This is a genomic window from Psychrobacter urativorans (assembly GCF_001298525.1).
Taxonomy (GTDB): Bacteria; Pseudomonadota; Gammaproteobacteria; order Pseudomonadales; family Moraxellaceae; genus Psychrobacter; species Psychrobacter urativorans_A.
Map to the genome: position 1 here is coordinate 16,775 of NZ_CP012711.1, position 17,418 is coordinate 34,192.

13 protein-coding genes, 4 pseudogenes and 1 other annotated feature are annotated in these 17,418 nt (G+C 42.8%); of the genes and pseudogenes, 10 read left to right on the forward strand and 7 right to left on the reverse strand.

What is annotated here, in order from left to right:
* The first annotated feature begins 220 nt into the window (after positions 1-220).
* Positions 221-1,456 (forward strand): annotated as a pseudogene (locus AOC03_RS12625) (IS3 family transposase).
* Positions 448-565 (forward strand) — a sequence feature (AL1L pseudoknot). (Overlaps the previous pseudogene by 118 nt.)
* Before the next feature lie 141 nt (positions 1,457-1,597).
* Here the strand turns inward: AOC03_RS12625 and AOC03_RS12365 are convergent.
* From AOC03_RS12365 to AOC03_RS12375, 3 genes are all read right to left on the reverse strand, one after another.
* Positions 1,598-2,341: an SDR family NAD(P)-dependent oxidoreductase gene (locus AOC03_RS12365; protein ID WP_062536913.1), complete on the reverse strand. Its 744-nt coding sequence runs from the start codon at positions 2,339-2,341 to the stop codon at positions 1,598-1,600.
* Between the two features lie 52 nt (positions 2,342-2,393).
* The gene (locus tag AOC03_RS12370; RefSeq protein ID WP_062536915.1) at positions 2,394-2,753 is read right to left on the reverse strand and encodes an IacB protein; all 360 of its coding nucleotides are present in this window, start codon (positions 2,751-2,753) and stop codon (positions 2,394-2,396) included.
* Positions 2,754-3,311: 558 nt separating this feature from the next.
* The gene (locus AOC03_RS12375; RefSeq protein WP_062536917.1) at positions 3,312-3,740 is read right to left on the reverse strand and encodes an Rrf2 family transcriptional regulator; all 429 of its coding nucleotides are present in this window, start codon (positions 3,738-3,740) and stop codon (positions 3,312-3,314) included.
* A gap of 247 nt (positions 3,741-3,987) precedes the next feature.
* Here AOC03_RS12375 and AOC03_RS12380 point away from each other — a divergent pair, with 247 nt between their 5' ends.
* The 4 genes from AOC03_RS12380 (at position 3,988) to AOC03_RS12395 (ending at position 8,343) form a co-directional block, all read left to right on the forward strand.
* Positions 3,988-4,629 carry an NAD(P)-dependent oxidoreductase gene (locus AOC03_RS12380; RefSeq protein WP_062536918.1) on the forward strand — a complete coding sequence of 214 codons (642 nt, stop codon included), beginning with the start codon at positions 3,988-3,990 and terminating at the stop codon, positions 4,627-4,629.
* 432 nt (positions 4,630-5,061) lie between these two features.
* Complete coding sequence (locus AOC03_RS12385; RefSeq protein ID WP_062536920.1) at positions 5,062-6,303, forward strand: efflux RND transporter periplasmic adaptor subunit; 1,242 nt, start codon at positions 5,062-5,064, stop codon at positions 6,301-6,303.
* A complete protein-coding gene (locus AOC03_RS12390; RefSeq protein ID WP_157049365.1) occupies positions 6,300-7,571 on the forward strand; it encodes an ABC transporter permease in 1,272 nt (423 codons plus the stop codon). Before AOC03_RS12385 ends, AOC03_RS12390 begins: the two co-directional genes overlap by 4 nt.
* Before the next feature lie 64 nt (positions 7,572-7,635).
* Positions 7,636-8,343: an ABC transporter ATP-binding protein gene (locus tag AOC03_RS12395; RefSeq protein WP_062536956.1), complete on the forward strand. Its 708-nt coding sequence runs from the start codon at positions 7,636-7,638 to the stop codon at positions 8,341-8,343.
* Between the two features lie 266 nt (positions 8,344-8,609).
* On the opposite strand, the gene AOC03_RS12735 is transcribed toward AOC03_RS12395, so the two are convergent.
* From AOC03_RS12735 to AOC03_RS12405, 3 genes and pseudogenes are all read right to left on the reverse strand, one after another.
* On the reverse strand, positions 8,610-8,747 hold the full coding sequence (locus tag AOC03_RS12735) for a hypothetical protein (RefSeq protein ID WP_157049366.1): 138 nt from the start codon (positions 8,745-8,747) through the stop codon (positions 8,610-8,612).
* A gap of 242 nt (positions 8,748-8,989) precedes the next feature.
* Entirely contained in the window at positions 8,990-9,550 is a 561-nt protein-coding gene (locus AOC03_RS12400) for a PepSY domain-containing protein (RefSeq protein ID WP_062536922.1), read from the reverse strand.
* A gap of 163 nt (positions 9,551-9,713) precedes the next feature.
* Positions 9,714-10,974 (reverse strand): annotated as a pseudogene (locus AOC03_RS12405) (ferric reductase-like transmembrane domain-containing protein).
* A gap of 268 nt (positions 10,975-11,242) precedes the next feature.
* Between AOC03_RS12405 and AOC03_RS12410 the strand changes: the two are divergent.
* The 4 genes and pseudogenes from AOC03_RS12410 (at position 11,243) to AOC03_RS12425 (ending at position 14,914) form a co-directional block, all read left to right on the forward strand.
* Complete coding sequence (locus AOC03_RS12410; protein ID WP_062536924.1) at positions 11,243-11,851, forward strand: TetR/AcrR family transcriptional regulator; 609 nt, start codon at positions 11,243-11,245, stop codon at positions 11,849-11,851.
* Positions 11,848-13,000: pseudogene (locus tag AOC03_RS12415) on the forward strand (efflux RND transporter periplasmic adaptor subunit). The gene AOC03_RS12410 and the pseudogene AOC03_RS12415 overlap by 4 nt, the downstream one beginning before the upstream one ends.
* Positions 12,997-14,199 carry an ABC transporter permease gene (locus AOC03_RS12420; RefSeq protein WP_062536926.1) on the forward strand — a complete coding sequence of 401 codons (1,203 nt, stop codon included), beginning with the start codon at positions 12,997-12,999 and terminating at the stop codon, positions 14,197-14,199. Before AOC03_RS12415 ends, AOC03_RS12420 begins: the two are co-directional and overlap by 4 nt.
* Before the next feature lie 4 nt (positions 14,200-14,203).
* Entirely contained in the window at positions 14,204-14,914 is a 711-nt protein-coding gene (locus AOC03_RS12425; protein ID WP_062536928.1) for an ABC transporter ATP-binding protein, read from the forward strand.
* 331 nt (positions 14,915-15,245) lie between these two features.
* Here the strand turns inward: AOC03_RS12425 and AOC03_RS13065 are convergent.
* Positions 15,246-15,459 (reverse strand): annotated as a pseudogene (locus tag AOC03_RS13065) (hypothetical protein); the annotation flags it as partial.
* A gap of 279 nt (positions 15,460-15,738) precedes the next feature.
* Here AOC03_RS13065 and AOC03_RS12430 point away from each other — a divergent pair.
* A complete protein-coding gene (locus tag AOC03_RS12430) occupies positions 15,739-16,947 on the forward strand; it encodes an MgtC/SapB family protein (RefSeq protein ID WP_062536958.1) in 1,209 nt (402 codons plus the stop codon).
* Positions 16,948-17,418: the final 471 nt, after the last annotated feature.

Genomic DNA, 17,418 nt, shown 5'->3' on the forward strand with positions numbered 1-17,418 from the left:
ACTTTCCAGCATAGCTGATGGTATGACTATTCGAGAAGCTTCGCTGTTTTATTGACTTATTACCAGCACAATTCACAGTTGGCAGCAGAATTGAGTCCCTAAAATAACGAGAAATAAAGCACTGAACCGCCCCGGTATTGTCGGAGACTTAACTTTCTGAGAGCGTACGACAATGAAAACATGAAACTACACTCCTGAGATTAAAGAACGCGCCGTTTACATGCTAATAGAAGCATTAAGCGACTATCCATCTACATGGTCAGCCATTCAAGCCATAGCGTCAAAGATTGGCTGTACACCTGAAACTCTACGATTATGGAATAAAAAGCATATCGAGCAAACCATTCCTGCCTCAGTACAAGCTCAAAGCCAAGAGCAACGCATTAAAGCGCTTAAACGTGAAAATAGAGAGCTTAAACAAGCCAACGAAATAATACGCAAGGCTGCTGCTTTTTTTCGCCCAGGCGGAGCTCGACCACACGCCTTAGTAATGATTCAATTCATTGATGATCATAAAGGTCATTATGGGGTCGCGCTAATCTGTTGAGTACTACCGATTGCCCCATCAACTTATTATCGCGCTAAAGACTTAAGCGACAACCCACACAAGCGCTCACTGCGCAGACAGCATGACGATTATTACATCAGCGAGATCAAATATATTTGGCAGGATAGCAAATGCCGTTACGGCGCTCGTAAGGTTTGGCAGCAGATGAAAGCGGATGGCACTCGTGTAGCACGCTGTACGGTAGAACGTTTAATGAAGCAACATGAGCTGCAGGGCGTCTGGCGTGGCAAAGGCAAAATTACCACCAACATCCGTGACGACCAAAAACGCGCTGATGACTTTGTCAATCGTAACTTTAATGCTCATCGCTCTAACCAGTTGTGGGTTGCGGATTTTACCTATATCAAGACATTGAGCGGCTGGGTGTATACCGCTTTTATTATTAATGTGTTTGCACGCGCTATTGTCGGCTGGAAAGTATCTAATCGTATGAACACGGATATGGTGATAGCAGCGTTAAATCAAGCGATAGTAGATAGGAACAATCCTAAGAATTTGATTCATCATAGCGATAGGGGCATTCAGTACTTATCCATTCGCTACACTTCTAGGATGACTGACTCTGGCGTGATTGCCTCTGTGGGTACGACTGGTGATTCGTACGACAATGCACTGGCTGAAACGGTCAACGGGCTTTATAAGTCTGAGGTGATTCATTATTTAAAGCAGAACTGGAACGGTGTAAATGATGTTGAATTAGCCACGCTTGAATGGGTGGCACTGCGAGCACAGCTCTTGTCTTGCTAAGCTAAATCGATAATTAATCGATTTTTAACGCTTCTCAGGTTTAATACAACCCATTTGTATAGCACGATTGGTTATGTGTTACCTTTTGAGTTTGAAAGACGGTATTATGATAATTTAACCCTATCAGGCATCGCTGCCTGACTCAAGTAAATCAGCAGCCGATATAGTCGGGGCGGTTCAGAACGCAAAAACCGTAGTATATAACAAGTACCTTTACTTAAAAGGCATCATTAAAATTTCGCGTCCCGCACTACCAATAAATTAGAGTTGTATCAGTCATTGTTAACGCATAAATAAGCCACCATTCATATCCCACGTCGCCCCCGTCACTCCAAACGCATCGCGTTGCAGTAACTGAGCGACAATATTTCCAATAAAACTGGGGCTACCCAAGGCTTTTACAGGGATAACATTTTCTAATAAATGTTGCAGTTTTTCAGGCGGAACCAGCTCATATACAATTGGTAAATCTATAGGACCAGGGGCAACTGCATTCACGGTAACGCCATTTGCTGCTAAATTGCTCGCAAACACCTTAGTCATGGTCAGAATGCCTCCTTTGCTCGAAGCATAATGGACGCTGGCGGCTGCACCGCCATTTTGACCTGCTAATGACGCCATATTAACAATACGTCCGTAACCTTTTTCTGCTAAATAAGCACCAAATACTTGGCAACCAAATAACGTACCGCGCAGATTAACGTTGATAACCTTATCGAACTCCTCAGCAGTCACCTCCATTACAGGCGTCATTAAAGTAAGCGCTGCGTTGTTAACAAGACCATTCACTTGTCCAAAATGCGCTTCAACATTCGCTAATACTTGCTCAAAATCCTGTTTTTTGGTCACATCTAACTTAAACCCAACCGCAGTGTCGGCATCAGAATCAAGTTTCTTGGCTGTCTCGACTACCTTTTGCTCATTAACATCCGTTATTGCTACGCGAAAACCGTTGCTGATAAGCGCTTTGGCGATATATTCACCTAAGCCTTGTGCAGCACCAGTGATTACAATGACATCTTTCATTATGGCTCTCTTTTAATAACTATCTTTGGATAGTTCGCTCTTAATAAATGTCTTATTCAGGAACAACCAATTCTCTACCGATACGGGCTTCAATCTTACAATATTTCCATAATTTATAAGTACCGTCACCAACAGGAACTGTTCTAAAGAAATTACAAGCGGCAATGATCGTTTCGATATCTGGTACGTCAGCCATGATATAAGCCATCCAAGGTGCCGTTGAGGCGGCGCCTACTTGTAGACGGTCGTCATCCATAATACCTAGAATGTTTAACCCCGGTAATTCGTCAATATTTTGTATCATTTGGCTAAATGCCTGCCAAACTTGCTTCATCTCTTCTATCGGAGCATCCATAAAGTTTTGGTTAATACCTATACAAAATAATACGCGGTGTGACTCTAGCTTTTCCATTGAGATACCTTCTTAAATTGGTTTTAGACTGAAATAAAAAGTAAATGGCTGATGATGCTAACGACGGTTACGATAGCGCTGAACGATTATTTTAAACACTTTATCAGAACCATTTTTTACTTAATTAGAATATAGAATCTGGCTAAATGCTGATTCACTTTTTTGTAATAGTCTAGTAATTTAAAGTCTCTCTACTTTTAAAAGGTGTGAATATTTGGTCATGTAGATGAGTTATATCTTGATAGCCACTACTTAATAACCACTAACTGTTAAGTAGTTAGCGTTTTTAGGTAATCAATCAGGATAGGTTGTTTGTCATAACTATTTGAAGGGTAATTAATCGAAGGGTAATTAGCTAGTCTCACTGAGATATACCCCTCTAAAACCTCCTGACAATCACGCTAATCTGCATTTTTAGCTTGATTAGTGCGTTATACAGGCTTCGAGACTTGCTATCTTAATAAAGATTTTTTCCAAAACTTTTTATGACTTTATCGGTCAGAGGATGACAAGTTTGAAAATGAATAGCCTATATAACAAATCACTCTCTTATAACGTCTATTGTTGATTACGGATTTGCTCAATCACATCCGCAAGACTCGATTTTTCTAGTTCTTCTTTTAAAACCTCTTCTACCCGATGCAAGATAGGGTTAATTGCTGATTGAATATGCATCCCTACCAAACAACGCTCACTGGTATCTTGATGGACATCAAACAATTCTTGTGATTTATTATCTGCATATACCGCTTCATACACCGCTAATAATGGAATCTGCTCTGGTGGCTTCGTTAAGCGCGCACCGGCAACCCCAGCGCGCACATGAATCAGACCAGCCGCTTTTAACAGACTCATGATCTTACGAATCACCGCTGGATTGGTATTAACGCTAGAGGCGATAAAACTTGATGAGGTTACCTCATCTTGGTAAATGTCCAATACCGCTAAAATGTGAATACCGACCGAAAAACGTGTCGTGATAGACATACCGCCTCTCTCTCTTATTTATTAATTTAATAACCTACAGAATAACATTTTTATGACACTCACTACTTTTGACAGTTTACGGTTCAAACACGCTTATTAAAAGCTGGTTTTTTTTAATAATTATTCATAGTTGACTTCAATAAGTATTCATTTTATCATACCTGTAACTTAAATAGTTACAGGTTGGTATTATATTAATGACCACCTTGCTGTTTCAATATTAATTAACAATAAACAGGAATACATTATGAAAATTGCCATTATCGGTGCTACTGGTCAGTCTGGACGTTTGATTATGCAAGAAGCTTTGGACCGAGGTCACAAGGTGACGGCTATTGTTCGTAGCCCAGAAAAATTACCACAAGACAGTGCGATTGATGTGGTCGCAAAAGATATTTTTGAGTTGACGGCTGCAGACTTGACGCCATACGATGTGGTAATTAATGCGTTTAATGCAACTTTTGGTACGGAAGAGCAGCATGCAACGGCAGGTCATGTGTTGATTGATGCGCTAAAAGGGCATACCAATACTCGTCTCGCTGTTGTCGGTAGCGGTGGTAGCTTATTCACGGATGAGAGTCACAGTGAGCGGATTCATGAATCAGTAGGTTTCCCTGCTCAGTTCTTAGATACGGCATTACAGATGCGTAAAAACTTGGAAGAGCTGCAAAGTACGTCAGATTTGAATTGGGTCTATCTAAGCCCTTGTGGTCTATTCGATGCGCAAGGCAAACGTACAGGCCGTTATGCTACGGGCAGCGATGTGGCCTTAGTGAATAGCAAAGGTGAGGCGTATACCAGTTATGCTGATTTTGCCATCGCCATGCTTGATGAGATTGAGCAGCCTGAACATCGTAACGAGCGTTATGCTGTCGTCTCAGAATCTTAAGAAACATTAGATATTATTGGTCGTTATTAATGCTCAATAGTCGCTTGTTGATGTTGCTGTGGCAATGATTTCAGCAAGTGACCACATTATTTGGGGTAACACTATTTAAGTGTGAATCAATTTATATTGATAAGCCATTAAGTATACCAATACAATCAGCAGTTCTAAGTCACCGTATCGGTGACTTTTTTATGCCTAAAGTTATTTACCATCATGTCTCTTATAGGAGCAGTTGCCATTTTTGAGTGGTTTACACGTGCATCAACTACTTATATTCTTGAGGTAATCTAGGAAGCTGCAGCCCAATCCTATCTATTGCTAAAATATCGGCTATTATTACTTTAGTAAAATCTTTCAGGTAAACTTCCATAATGACTAAATGTAGCAAAGGCTATGCTTAGATAGCTCTCTACTCTGAACGGGAGAAACTCATTGCGCGCTATTCCTTATAAATCTATCGTTAGCGCACTATTGCTCATATGTATTGCTGCTTTTTTAGCTTTTCGCTGGTGGCAAGGACCATTATTACCAAGCTATAGCATATCCTCTATGCCTTTAGTGCAGACGGTAGTAGCGACTGGACGTGTTGTTGCCGTATCGCGTACTGAAATTGGTAGTGAAGTCGCTGGGGTGGTACTAGAGCGGCTGGTACAAGAAGGCGAGCAAGTAGCAGCAGGGGATTTATTGCTAGTACTCAGTTCAGATGAAGTTACCGCTCAAGTGCGTCAAGCAGAGGCAGCGTTGGCAGAGCTTATAAGTAGTAACCGTCCACAGGCAGCAGTGGATTTGGTCAATGCTGAAGTAGCGTTGGCACAAGCCACCCGTAATGTCGAGCGTAGACGTGAGTTGGTAGCCATATCGGCCATCTCTGATGAGGAGATGGAGCAGGCAATCCAAGCACAAGCACAAGCCCGTAATAACCTTGAAAACGCCCGCCTGAAAGCAAAGGCATTATCCTCTGGTGGTGTGGAGGAGGACTTATTACGTGCCCGTATCGCAGCATTGCAGGCTCAGCTCAACAAAACGCAAGTACGTAGCAAAGTATCAGGCACTATCCTGACCCGTAATGTGGAGATAGGCGATTTAGTACAGCCGGGTCAGAGCCTGTTCACTATCGCCCTTGATGGTAATACTGAAATACGCGTACCGCTTGATGAGCGTAATTTATCCCGACTGGCTGTGCAGCAACAAGCTATTGCAATTTCTGATGCTTATCCTGATAAGCCATTCCCCGTGCGTATTAGCTTTATTGCGCCAACCATAGATCCACAGCGTGGTACGGTAGAAGTGAGATTGGCAGTCGATCCTGTACCTGATTTCTTGCGTCAAGATATGACGGTATCGGTGAATATCGAAACGGATCGACGGGCAAAGGCATTAGTGATTCCCAATGATGCGCTAGCCAATGTTAAAGAAAGTAATGCTGAAGTTCTGCTATTGCGTAATGGTCAAGTACAACGCCAACAAGTGAGATTAGGATTACGAGGGTTGTCAGCATCAGAGGTGCTCTCAGGTTTAAGCGCAGGCGATGAGATTTTGGTTGATGCCACTGCCTCACTAGCTGATGGCGCACGAGTTAGAACCAAGCTACAAGCAGCACCTTTTGCTAATACTGATGCTGATAAGATTATGAGGGCAAATAATAAGAGCCAATCAGCGGAGACAGTCAATTGACGGCTTTTTTCGGTAGACTTTGGATTGAAGCCACCATTGCCATCAGTTTTTTGCGCGAGGGACGAATACAGTCGCTCATGATTACTCTGGGAGTGGCGATAGGTGTTGCGGTTATTATATTTATTACCGCATTGATTCAAGGATTACAGACCAACCTTATTGACAGTACCCTCGGTAGTCAGGCACATATTCGCTTAGTATCGCCAGATGAAGTCAACCTAATAGCGCCGCCTGCTGATGATACGCTACAACTGATACAAGAAGACAAACGTCCGCAGCGTCTGCGTTCAATCAATAATTGGCAGCAAATCACAGATACTTTAGATCAACAACCGCTCTTAAAAGCAGTATCACCAAACGTATCTGGGCCTGGTTTCGTACGGCGTGGTGAGGCACTAGAATCAGTAATTTTAGTAGGTACTGATTTGGAGCGCTATCAACAGATCATACCACTCAATGAGTATTTAATCAGTGGCGAGCTCCGAGTGGGCGCAGATAATGTATTGATTGGCAGTGAGTTGGCTAAAAGTTTGGGTGTAGAAGTCGGTAGCAAACTGCGTTTAGATACTGGTCAAGACGATGGTGATAGTAGTCCCAGTAATAACCTTAGTAATAAACTCAGTAGCAACAGCGCTGTAGTCAATATCGCTGGTATATTCGAGCTCGGCGTACGAGAGCTAGATGCGCGCTACGTTTATCTAGACCTAAAACAAGCGCAGTCCTTACTTGGCTTGCCGGGTGGTATCACAGTCATTGATTTGACGGTTGAAGACATCTTTGAGGCGGAGAAAATCGCTGCACAAGTCGGGCGCTTGACCTCGCTGCAAGCAGAAAGCTGGATAAAAACCAATGCCCAATTGCTGAATGGTCTCACCGCTCAAAGCCTGTCCAGCAATATGATTGTAGGTTTTGTAGCAATCTCGGTGGCTTTTGGCATTGCCAGTGTGTTGTCGGTCAGTGTAGTTCAGCGTACGCGAGAGATTGGTATCCTACGAGCAATGGGCGCAACCCGTCAGCAAATCTTGCGAATATTCTTATTTCAAGGGGCTGTATTTGGCTTGCTAGGCTCTATTGTCGGTAGTGGCGTCAGCTATGTATTGGTATGGTCTTTTAATACCTTTGGACCCAATATATTTACGATTCCAATATCGATAAACTTAATTTTAGTGACTATGTCGTTAGCAACGCTAACCGGTGTTATAGCAGCCGCTATCCCAGCGCGGCGAGCAGCGGCACTTGATCCCGTGGTGGCTATTCGCTATGTCTAATAATGATTCCAACGACACTTTTAACAATCGTTCTGCTAATCTTTTTAATAAGACGTCAACCCTTATGTCCAGTCAATATCACGAAGTTTTGCGTCTAGAGGCACTAAAAAAATCTTATAACATCGGTCAGCCTAATGAGATTGAAGTGCTGCATGGTATTGACTTAACGATTAATAATAATGACTTTGCAGCACTGATTGGTCCTTCAGGTTCGGGTAAAAGTACCTTATTAAATGTACTCGGTTTACTTGATCAGCCAACCAGCGGTGAGCTATATCTGTTGGGTCAAGCAACCAGCGCCATGAATGATGCCGGTCGCACCGCTTTACGTGGTAGTAGTATTGGCTTTGTTTTTCAGTTCCATCATCTGATTCAAGCCTTTAGCGCCTTAGATAATATCTTGATGCCGCTAACGTTGACACAGGGTCGTCCAGATAAGTTCGCTATTCAAAAAGCGCATGAACTACTGGCAGCTGTTGGGCTAGAGCGCTTCGCTGACAGTAAACCTAACGAGCTCTCAGGTGGTCAGCAACAACGTGTGGCCATTGCACGAGCATTGATAACTCAGCCTGCATTGTTATTGGCTGATGAACCTACGGGTAATCTGGATACGGTTACGGCTGGCGAAGTATTTGAGCTGTTTCGCAAAGTCAATCAGGAACGTGATTGCGCAGTATTGCTGGTCACTCATGATCCGCGCTTGTCAGCATCTTGTGATCGCACGATTAATTTGGTTGATGGTCGGATTGAGAGTGATACGTTGAATAATTGAAAAATATAGTATTGATAATAAAAGCCATTTTGGTGGTGCACTTATCAACAATATTAGAGACTTATTTAAGCATTCGTTTTTTAACGATTTACCTCACTCTATAATTACCTAACCATAAATTTCCAGTTCAAACATCATGAGTATAAGTTTTTTTAGTATAAGTCTATTTGTTTTACACAAAAAATCGTCTCTACTTTTGATGTCTATTGAAAGACTTTTATGCCATAGGCTATGAGAGAAAGCTCTTAAATATAGCAGCATTTTCTCTACCTATCCAAATCATCCGCCTTATCCTTAAAGGTTTCCACAACGACAGCAAAAATGTCATCCCAATCCGCATCATTTGCCAAAAAAGGATAATCCTTAGGAAGCTTATTACTCTCAACACCTTTATTTTGTGGCAAATTGCGAATAATCCTATTTTGTTAAAAGCAGTATTAGATCAATGGCTGCGCATTATGAAAGAGTTTCCTAAAAAACTCAGTTTAAGCTAAAACTATTTTAAACTCAGAATACATTCAACCAAAAAGCTCTAACCGATACTTGAGCACCGCTTAGAGCTATTATTAAGTAAGATTACGATGGAGCATTAAAGATTAGTAAGCAGCATTCTTAATCGTCATTGTAAGAGCGATCTAGTCGCCTACTAATCTAGGCGATTACTAATAACTTTGCCAGTCATGCTATCGATAACCATTTTGTGTATTTCATTACCTTTAGCAACTTTAATCTCATAAACTGACTTGCCATTGTCAACATCAAATCCTGCTTTAATAATTTTTCCATTTACATTTTGAGTAGCTTTTTGCATTGCTTGGGTTAGGCTAACTTTAGCCTGTTTCATCGCTTTATATTCGGCCATATCTTCTCTATCAAGCTGATCTTGTTTAGCGCTTAAAACCTCCCCTGTATCAGCATCGATTCTTATTTTATATTCGGTATCATGAGCGATGAACTTGACGTCGTATTTACCACCTACCGAATAACTTTTTTGATCAAACTCTGCACTGACAAGATCCCCTTTAATCGTTTTATTACCAATAGCAATGGCTTGTTCAAGGCTGATTTTACTTTGTGCTGCTGCTACCGCTTCACTGACCTTTAAGGTTGGTGTCGCAGCTTGTGCGATAGAAATAGTAGCGCTGCCAGCCGCTACCATACCAAGTGCCATAACAATAGACTTGCTAAACATTGATAGGGTTTTCATGATGTTCTCCTTGTCTTTGAGGTTTTACAAGCTGCTGCATCAATCAATCCGCATTAAAGAATATAATAAAATCTTAGCATGTTAAGGATTGATTTAGTTATTGTATTTATTGAGAAAGTATTAATGATAGTACAGGTCAACTCTTAACTAAACCTTAAGCTTTCTAGCGGAAATCAAAGAACTCATAATGAATATTCTGCACAGGAATGCCATTTTCTTTCATTAATTCCTGTACTCTTTTTAAAAGACCTTTCGGACCACAGAAAACTAATCTGAATACTCTTTGGATCAACTTCACTGGCTGCTTGGCGAATGGTTTTGGCCATAGCATCACTGCCACTCGGGTTCGCTACTAACTGGACGCCTGACTGCTCAGTTATTTCCTGCATGCGCTCAACACTAGGAAAAGCGCGCGATGGATCGAAACAATACACCAAAGTGGCACGGTCAAAATGATTAATGGTTTTATCCTGCTGCCAAGAAATAAAGGGTGAAATGCCGACGCCTGCACCAATCCATATTTCACGTTTTGCACCCTCTTTCCGTTTAAAGCGACCATAAGGCGCATAAATATCGGCCAACATACCTACTTTGGCTTGTTCATTTAGCTTTTTCGTATAATCACCTAATGCTCGAATCACGAAATGAATATTTCCAGTATCAGAATGGGCATTGGCTATGGTAAACGGATGTGGCTCGCGCAACCCTGATTCTTTAAGAGAAATAAAGGCGAATTGACCTGCCTTGAATGGAAATTTCTTACTAACTGGCTCAAATTCTAAATGTATCGCTGCTTTACCATGGGATATAGCGGCTAACTTGTATTCACCAGCTTTGGCGATGAATGGATACAATAGCATTTTATACAGCGCTGCAATCACGCCTACTGTGCACAGCACTGCCAACCAGATGCCTGATGGGCTCGTCAATGTGATAGGTGACTTAATGCTTAACCAATGCAGAATGACAATCAGAAAAAGCGGGCCTGAGAATTTATGCAACCAACGCCAGTTGCCATAAGGGATTTTTCGATTCAGCGCCAGTAGGATAATTAAACCTAGGACGACAAAGCTAAGTTGACGCACTATACGCGTCCAATATTTAGGAAGTTCTAGAATAGGGGCAAGTTCCCAAGTGTCTAGTTCAGCTTTAAAAACGAAATGATAGACGGCAAAAACCAGTGCCCATATGGCGAGCCACTTATGAGCGTCATAAACTCTATCAAGACCGCCAAAAAACCATTCAACACCGTGCCAACGGCTAGCCAATATGCATGAGCTGGCCATACATGCTAAAGCCGCAGCGCCCAGTATCAAACTTGCGGTTGCTGAGGTTACCCACGTTTCAGAGGGGATTTGCATGAGCACAGTGATTGATGTAATGAGCACGATGCCAACGATAGCTTGCCAAGCTTTTATAGCCATAATGATTCCCCTAAGAATTGCTGTACTCTATAACAGTTACTGTATTTATAACTTTACCATACGCGGTAAAACATAGGAGAAACTTAGTGCAGCTTAGGAATTGTGTTAGTTGCTAACTTTAATTTCATATCAATAATCTGATAAGGAAAAAGACATTTTCAGCGCTTATACCTGATGTTGACGAGCGTATTAAATCTTGATTTATTTCTTGCTTTGATTGTACTTTTAGATAAGATAGTAATTAATTACTATCTTATTCGGAGTGGTCGTGAATCCCTACCCAAAGCATCTACCGGCTGATGAGCGTCGCGCCGTAATTATCAAGTCTGTCGTGGAGCTTGCCGGTACACAAAACCCGAGTAAGATTACGACTGCCGCTATCGCTAAACATATGGACTTGACGCAAGGTGCGCTATTTCGGCATTTCCCGAATAAGGAAGCCATTTGGCAGGCAGTCATGGAGTGGATGACAGACAGCCTATTAACCAAAATCGATGGATCTACACAAGGAATTGAATCGCCTTTGAGAGCAATGGAGGCGATGTTTATGAGTCATATCGAATTCGTGACCGAGCACCCAGGTGTACCGAGAATGGTGTTTGGGGAGCTACAATCTGCTGAATCAACACCAGCTAAGCTTGTAGTGCAAAGCTTAATTCAGCGCTACGGTGAGCGTTTGCATTTGCTAATAGATAAAGGCAAGGACAGCAGTGAATTACCGTCATCTCTTGATAAGGAAGCGGCGGCAATGCTGTTTATTGGTACGATTCAAGGATTGGTCATGCAGTCGCTGCTAGTAGGCGATGTGGGACGCATGCAGCGCGATGCGCCACGGGTCTTTAGGATTTATCAGCGCGGCATAAGGGATCTTCAATGAAAAATTCACCTTTACAACGTCGAACTTTAGCGCTGTTTGCCGTTATTATTCCATTGCTGGCTCTCTTCATCTATGTCGGTCTACGATCAGGGCCGCTAGCCCCTATTGCTGTGACGGTAGCAAGTGTGGAGTCCGGAGCCATCACACCAGCGCTGTTTGGCATCGGCACGGTAGAATCACGTTATACCTACAAGATTGGACCGACAATTGCAGGTCGCGTTAAAAGCTTGGACGTGAATGTGGGCGACCAGGTTAAAGCTGGACAGGTACTCGGTGAGATGGAGCCAATCGACCTCGATGATAGAGTGCGCTCCCAAGAATCAGTATTCAAGCGTGCAGAAGCGGTATTAGAAGAGTCGAAAGCTCGGCAAGTCTATGCAAAAATACAGGCGCAACGCTATGAGGGACTATTGGAAATACAAGCGGTTAGTGAGGAGAGCGTCGCTACGAAAAAACAGGAGCTACAGGTTGCTAATGCTGAGCTATCCGTCGCTCAGGCAGACCTTGCTCGAGCACGCTCTGACAGTGAAGGACTGGTTGCACAAAAGAAGTAATCTACGCTTGATCGCACCGGTCGATGGGGTGGTTGCCGTACGTGATGCCGATCTTGGCACCACGGTCGTCGCAGGGCAGGCAGTGATAGAGGTAATCGACCCCAAAAGCTTATGGATTAATGTACGCTTCGACCAAATCAACGCATCGGGACTGGCTGGAGGCCTGCCGACTCGTATTTTTCTACGCTCGCGTACCGACCAAGTTTTGAAAGGTAGCGTGATGCGTGTGGAACTTAAGGCTGATGCGGTAACTGAAGAGATGCTAGCGAAGGTGATATTCGATAATCAACCAGAACCTCTACCGTCTATTGGAGAACTGGCAGAAGTTACCGTTGATTTGCCAGCGCTCTCAGTCGTTCCTCTGATCTCTAACGCTGCCGTCCAGCGCCAAGGGGGCAAAGTCGGTGTCTGGCAGATTGTGGATGGTGATCTGCGTTTTTCTCCGATCAAGCTCGGTGTATCCGACCTCAATGGTTATGTGCAGGTGCTCGAAGGTCTTAACCAAGGCGACCAAGTCGTGACCTATAGCGAAAAGGCATTGAAGCCGAGTAGTCGTATCAAGGTGGTTGATCGCATCTCAGGAGTGTCACCATGATCAGCTTAGCTGGTCGTGATATTCTCCATTCTTGGGGGAAATTCGTCTTCACTGGCATTGGTCTAGGTCTACTAATCGGTGTCACTCTCGTCATGGCAGGAGTGTATCGTGGCATAGTAGACGATGGCAAAGCCTTGCTCGACAATAGTGGTGCTGATCTTTGGGTCGTGCAAAAGGACACACTAGGTCCTTATGCGGAGTCATCCAGCATTAACGATGACGTGTATCGCACCATTCTAGCTATGCCGGGTGTTGCCCAAGCAGCGAACGTCACCTACCTAACCACGCAGGTACATAAGGGCGAAAGTGATGTACGCACTATGGTGGTTGGCATTGCACCCGGTGAGTTGGGAGCGACACCTGGATGGCCTCCTTATCTGGTTGCTGGGCGCCAAATTACGCGCGCGCACTACGAAGCGGTGGCCGACATCGCTACCGGCTTTAAGCTGGGAGATTCTGTCACTATTCGCCGCAATGATTATATCGTTGTAGGGCTGACACGGCGCATGGTATCTTCTAGCGGCGACCCAATGATATTCGTTCCGCTCAAGGATGCCCAAGAAGCTCAATTTCTTAAAAATAACGACGCCATTTTGCAAAATCGACGGCGTACCGAAGCCAATCCTGCCTTCAATCGCCCCGGTGTGCCAGGCTTGCTGGAAGCTGTGATTGCTTCGCAGAGCACCAATTCATCTGTCAACGCAGTACTGGTCACACTAGAGCCCGGTTATGCGCAGAATGAGGTAGCCGAATCTATCCAGCGCTGGAAGCGTTTGACCGTCTATACTCGGGCACAGATGGAAGACATCCTCGTCGGTAAGCTGATCGCTACATCGGCTAAGCAGATTGCTATGTTTCTAGTCATTCTAGCTATTGTTAGTGCAGCTATCGTCGCTTTCATCATTTATTCGCTAACTATGGATAAAATACGCGAGATCGCGGTATTAAAGCTCATCGGCACCCGCAATCGGACTATCGCTGCAATGATTATGCAGCAGGCGCTCGCATTAGGCGTAATCGGCTTCGTAGTCGGCAAGATTACCGCTACTTTCGCCGCACCTCTGTTTCCCAAATACGTACTGCTCACGCCAATAGATTCCGTAATAGGTTTTTTTGCCGTGCTCGTGATTTGTATACTTGCAAGCATCATCGCCATTCGTATGGCTCTCAAGGTCGATCCGGCCGAAGCGATAGGGTAACCCAATGACTAAAAAAGGAATATACATCGAAGGGCTAAGCAAAAGCTTTGGCAAAGGTGACACTGCTGTCTATGCGTTGAAGGACGTAAATATGCATGTTGAGCCAGGTGAAGTTGTTGGATTGATCGGGCCTTCTGGATCAGGTAAAAGTACGCTGCTAAAATGTCTAGGCGCTGTGATCGATCCAAGCGCTGGTCGCATGATGTTGGGTGATCAAGTCATCTATGATGATGGTTGGAAAGTCCGTGATCTACGCGCCTTGAGACGCGACAAAATTGGTTTTGTCTTTCAGTCACCATACTTGATTCCGTTTCTTGATGTCACCGACAACGTAGCGCTACTGCCGATGCTGGCAGGCGTCCCGAATGCCGAGGCACGAGCGAAGGCACTTGAGTTACTTACCGCACTTGATGTACATCAACGAGCTAAAGCCATGCCTTCACAGCTCTCCGGTGGTGAGCAGAAACGGGTTGCTATCGCGCGTGGATTGGTCAACCAGCCACCAGTAATCCTTACGGATGAGCCTACTGCGGCTCTCGATAGTGTGCGTGCCATGGCGGTGATTCGCATCCTAAATGATATGGCGCGGAAGTTTGAGACTGCCATCATCGTTGTCACTCATGATGAAAAAATTATTCCAACTTTTAAGCGTATCTACCATATACGTGATGGTGTCACCCATGAGGAAGTTGGCGAAGGCAGAGAGTTCGAGTGATAAAACGAATCATGTATAAAAGTATCATATGTCATAGCAAAAGCCGCAGTCTTGATCACATCAACTAAGTAAAATACTAGACAAAAAGGTTGCTAACGCTATATATATAACGTAGCGTTAGCAACCTTTTTTTAATATATAAATAAATTCGTTAATAAGGTTTATCTATATTTTACTACTCATAAACTTAAAATTTTTAATACTTGATTTAATGGATAGAAAAGCATTAAAAACAGTTTAAGCTATAATAAGTATAGCTAGTTCAATAGTCAAAAGCTTAGTTTAGAGAAGGCTAAGAACTAGTTTTGGGTATATTAATAAAGAAATTAAAGCCAGTAAACACTGATGTAGGAGCCGCGACGAAGACCGTAATGAAATAGGCGAGTTGCTGCAAACTGTTATACTTGGTCCAGCTCTCGTCGGGCGGAAAGTTGAGCGACCGATAATGCAACCGATGCCGCGTTTGGAAAGACCTCCCAACTTACAGGGACAATCCTCTGCCCCTGATCGGTAGAAAACAGCAGAATGTAGATGACAATACCATTATTTATGAATTAAGATTGTTTGGATAAGACTGGGTAATAGATACTATAGATAGCCTGTTAGCTCAGTTAGCAGTCTTAATAGGTTTATCACTAGAGCATACAGCAAGCACTATGACAACGTTAACCCAGTGAGAGCACTTCACATGAACGGCTATTCGTCATGCTGCGTAATAAAAATCTCCCAAGTTTAGTTATACGGATTTGACAGCAGGGGTCATAGAGAGTGGGAGGAGTTTCATAATTGTTAATACATTTACGATTGAACCTGTCCAAAACTTAATGACTGCATCTACTGCAGCACTAGGTTGTGGACTACTCATTGGTCTAGAAAGAGAGCGTAGTAAACAACGTGAAAATCAACACAGCTTTGCAGGTATTAGATCTTTTGCAATTTGCTCTCTATTAGGGGCAATTTGTTTTTCTTTCGGTTTTTTTATGGGAATCATAGGGGCATTGATAGTAGGTGGTATAAGTATCATCTCTATTAATAAACAAATTGAAGATCCAGGTGTAACCACTGAACTTGCTTTTATACTCACCTATTTTATAGGTGGACTATGTTTATGGTATATTCCTTATGCAGCTGCACTTACAGTAGTTCTTACCTTCCTTCTAATGACAAAGCATTCAATGCATGGAGTAGCGGTTAGGTGGATTACTGAGCTTGAATTCAAAAATGGTATCTTTTTACTTGCTTTACTTTTAATTGCACTTCCTTTAACCCCCAATAGGGCTCTTTGGGGTTCAGTACTAAATCCTTATATTATCTTAAAATTATTGACATTGATTTTAGCCATTCAAGCACTAGCACATATGGCAAAGATGCTTCTACCATTACGCCACGCCATGTTATTATCTGCCTTAGCATCAGGATTTGTATCCAGTACCGCCTGCGTTGCAAGCCTTGGAATGGAAGTTCGTCATGGTCGTGCCGATGCAAAAGAAAATGCTGGAGCTGCCCTTATATCCTGTGTCGCAACAGTGGTACAACTTCTTATTATTGTTGCAGGTGTAAGTTTTAGTTGGCTTAAAATTTTATTATTCCCATCTATTATTGCCATTATAATTTTAGTTATTCCTGCAATATGGTTGATGAGAAAACCTCGATCCGGAGAGAAAGCTAAGTTAGCTGATACACCCATGTTTAGTTTAAAAGAGGCAGGTATCATTGTAGTGACACTTACTATTATTCAAGTACTTGTTTATGGTTTAAGTTTATGGCTGGGTGACGCAGGTCTTGTTGCAGGAACCGTACTCAGTTCTATGTTTGAGGTGCATGCAGCAATGGCTGCCGTAGTAATGCAAGGGAACCCAACTAACCCTATTTTATTGCTCGCCTTATTATTAGGTTTAGCGACACATGCAATTTCTAAATCAATTAATGCGGCAATTACTGGTGGTTTTCAATACGCACTTGCTTTTGTTCCAACCCAAATTATTCACATGACTGTTTTAATTATCTTGATATATACTATGACGAATAATTAAAAAATTTCTCTAATTTATGGGTGTAATGGACATTTTTCATGCTGATACAGGGTTTAATGACATATGCACATTTACGTCAGAGCGTTTCTAAAAGTTTAAGGTAAGTTGCTTCACACCCTCGATTTGAGGTCGAACCCATCGAAAAACCTCGAAATGTCATCAACAAATACACTGTGATGTACACTAAAAGTAAAAATCTACAGTTAATAATGTAAATATCAGCAACTTACCTATCAAGCATGGTACCCAAATAGGGAACCGAACCAGTGAAGGCATTTAATTGGTTCGGTATAGATATGCCGATAATGCCGGTGCAGTTTAGTTATCTTAAATTCAGTGCTAGAAGTAATTGCTGAAAGCTTAGATAAATTAGGAGAAAATAAAAGATTAAAAGTGATAGCGTTTGCTACCTTTTTAAAAGTCAAAAGGAGTGCTCGAAAGGCTCAAATCCTATGACTGGTAAGCCAGTCA

Coding starts and splice junctions, on each gene's coding strand:
- AOC03_RS12365 (WP_062536913.1), bottom strand. CDS start 2,341: ATGAAAGATGTCATTGTAATCACTGGTGCTGCACAAGGCTTAGGTGAA.
- AOC03_RS12370 (WP_062536915.1), bottom strand. CDS start 2,753: ATGGAAAAGCTAGAGTCACACCGCGTATTATTTTGTATAGGTATTAAC.
- AOC03_RS12375 (WP_062536917.1), bottom strand. CDS start 3,740: ATGTCTATCACGACACGTTTTTCGGTCGGTATTCACATTTTAGCGGTA.
- AOC03_RS12380 (WP_062536918.1), top strand. CDS start 3,988: ATGAAAATTGCCATTATCGGTGCTACTGGTCAGTCTGGACGTTTGATT.
- AOC03_RS12395 (WP_062536956.1), top strand. CDS start 7,636: ATGTCCAGTCAATATCACGAAGTTTTGCGTCTAGAGGCACTAAAAAAA.
- AOC03_RS12400 (WP_062536922.1), bottom strand. CDS start 9,550: ATGAAAACCCTATCAATGTTTAGCAAGTCTATTGTTATGGCACTTGGT.
- AOC03_RS12420 (WP_062536926.1), top strand. CDS start 12,997: ATGATCAGCTTAGCTGGTCGTGATATTCTCCATTCTTGGGGGAAATTC.
- AOC03_RS12425 (WP_062536928.1), top strand. CDS start 14,204: ATGACTAAAAAAGGAATATACATCGAAGGGCTAAGCAAAAGCTTTGGC.
- AOC03_RS12430 (WP_062536958.1), top strand. CDS start 15,739: ATGACTGCATCTACTGCAGCACTAGGTTGTGGACTACTCATTGGTCTA.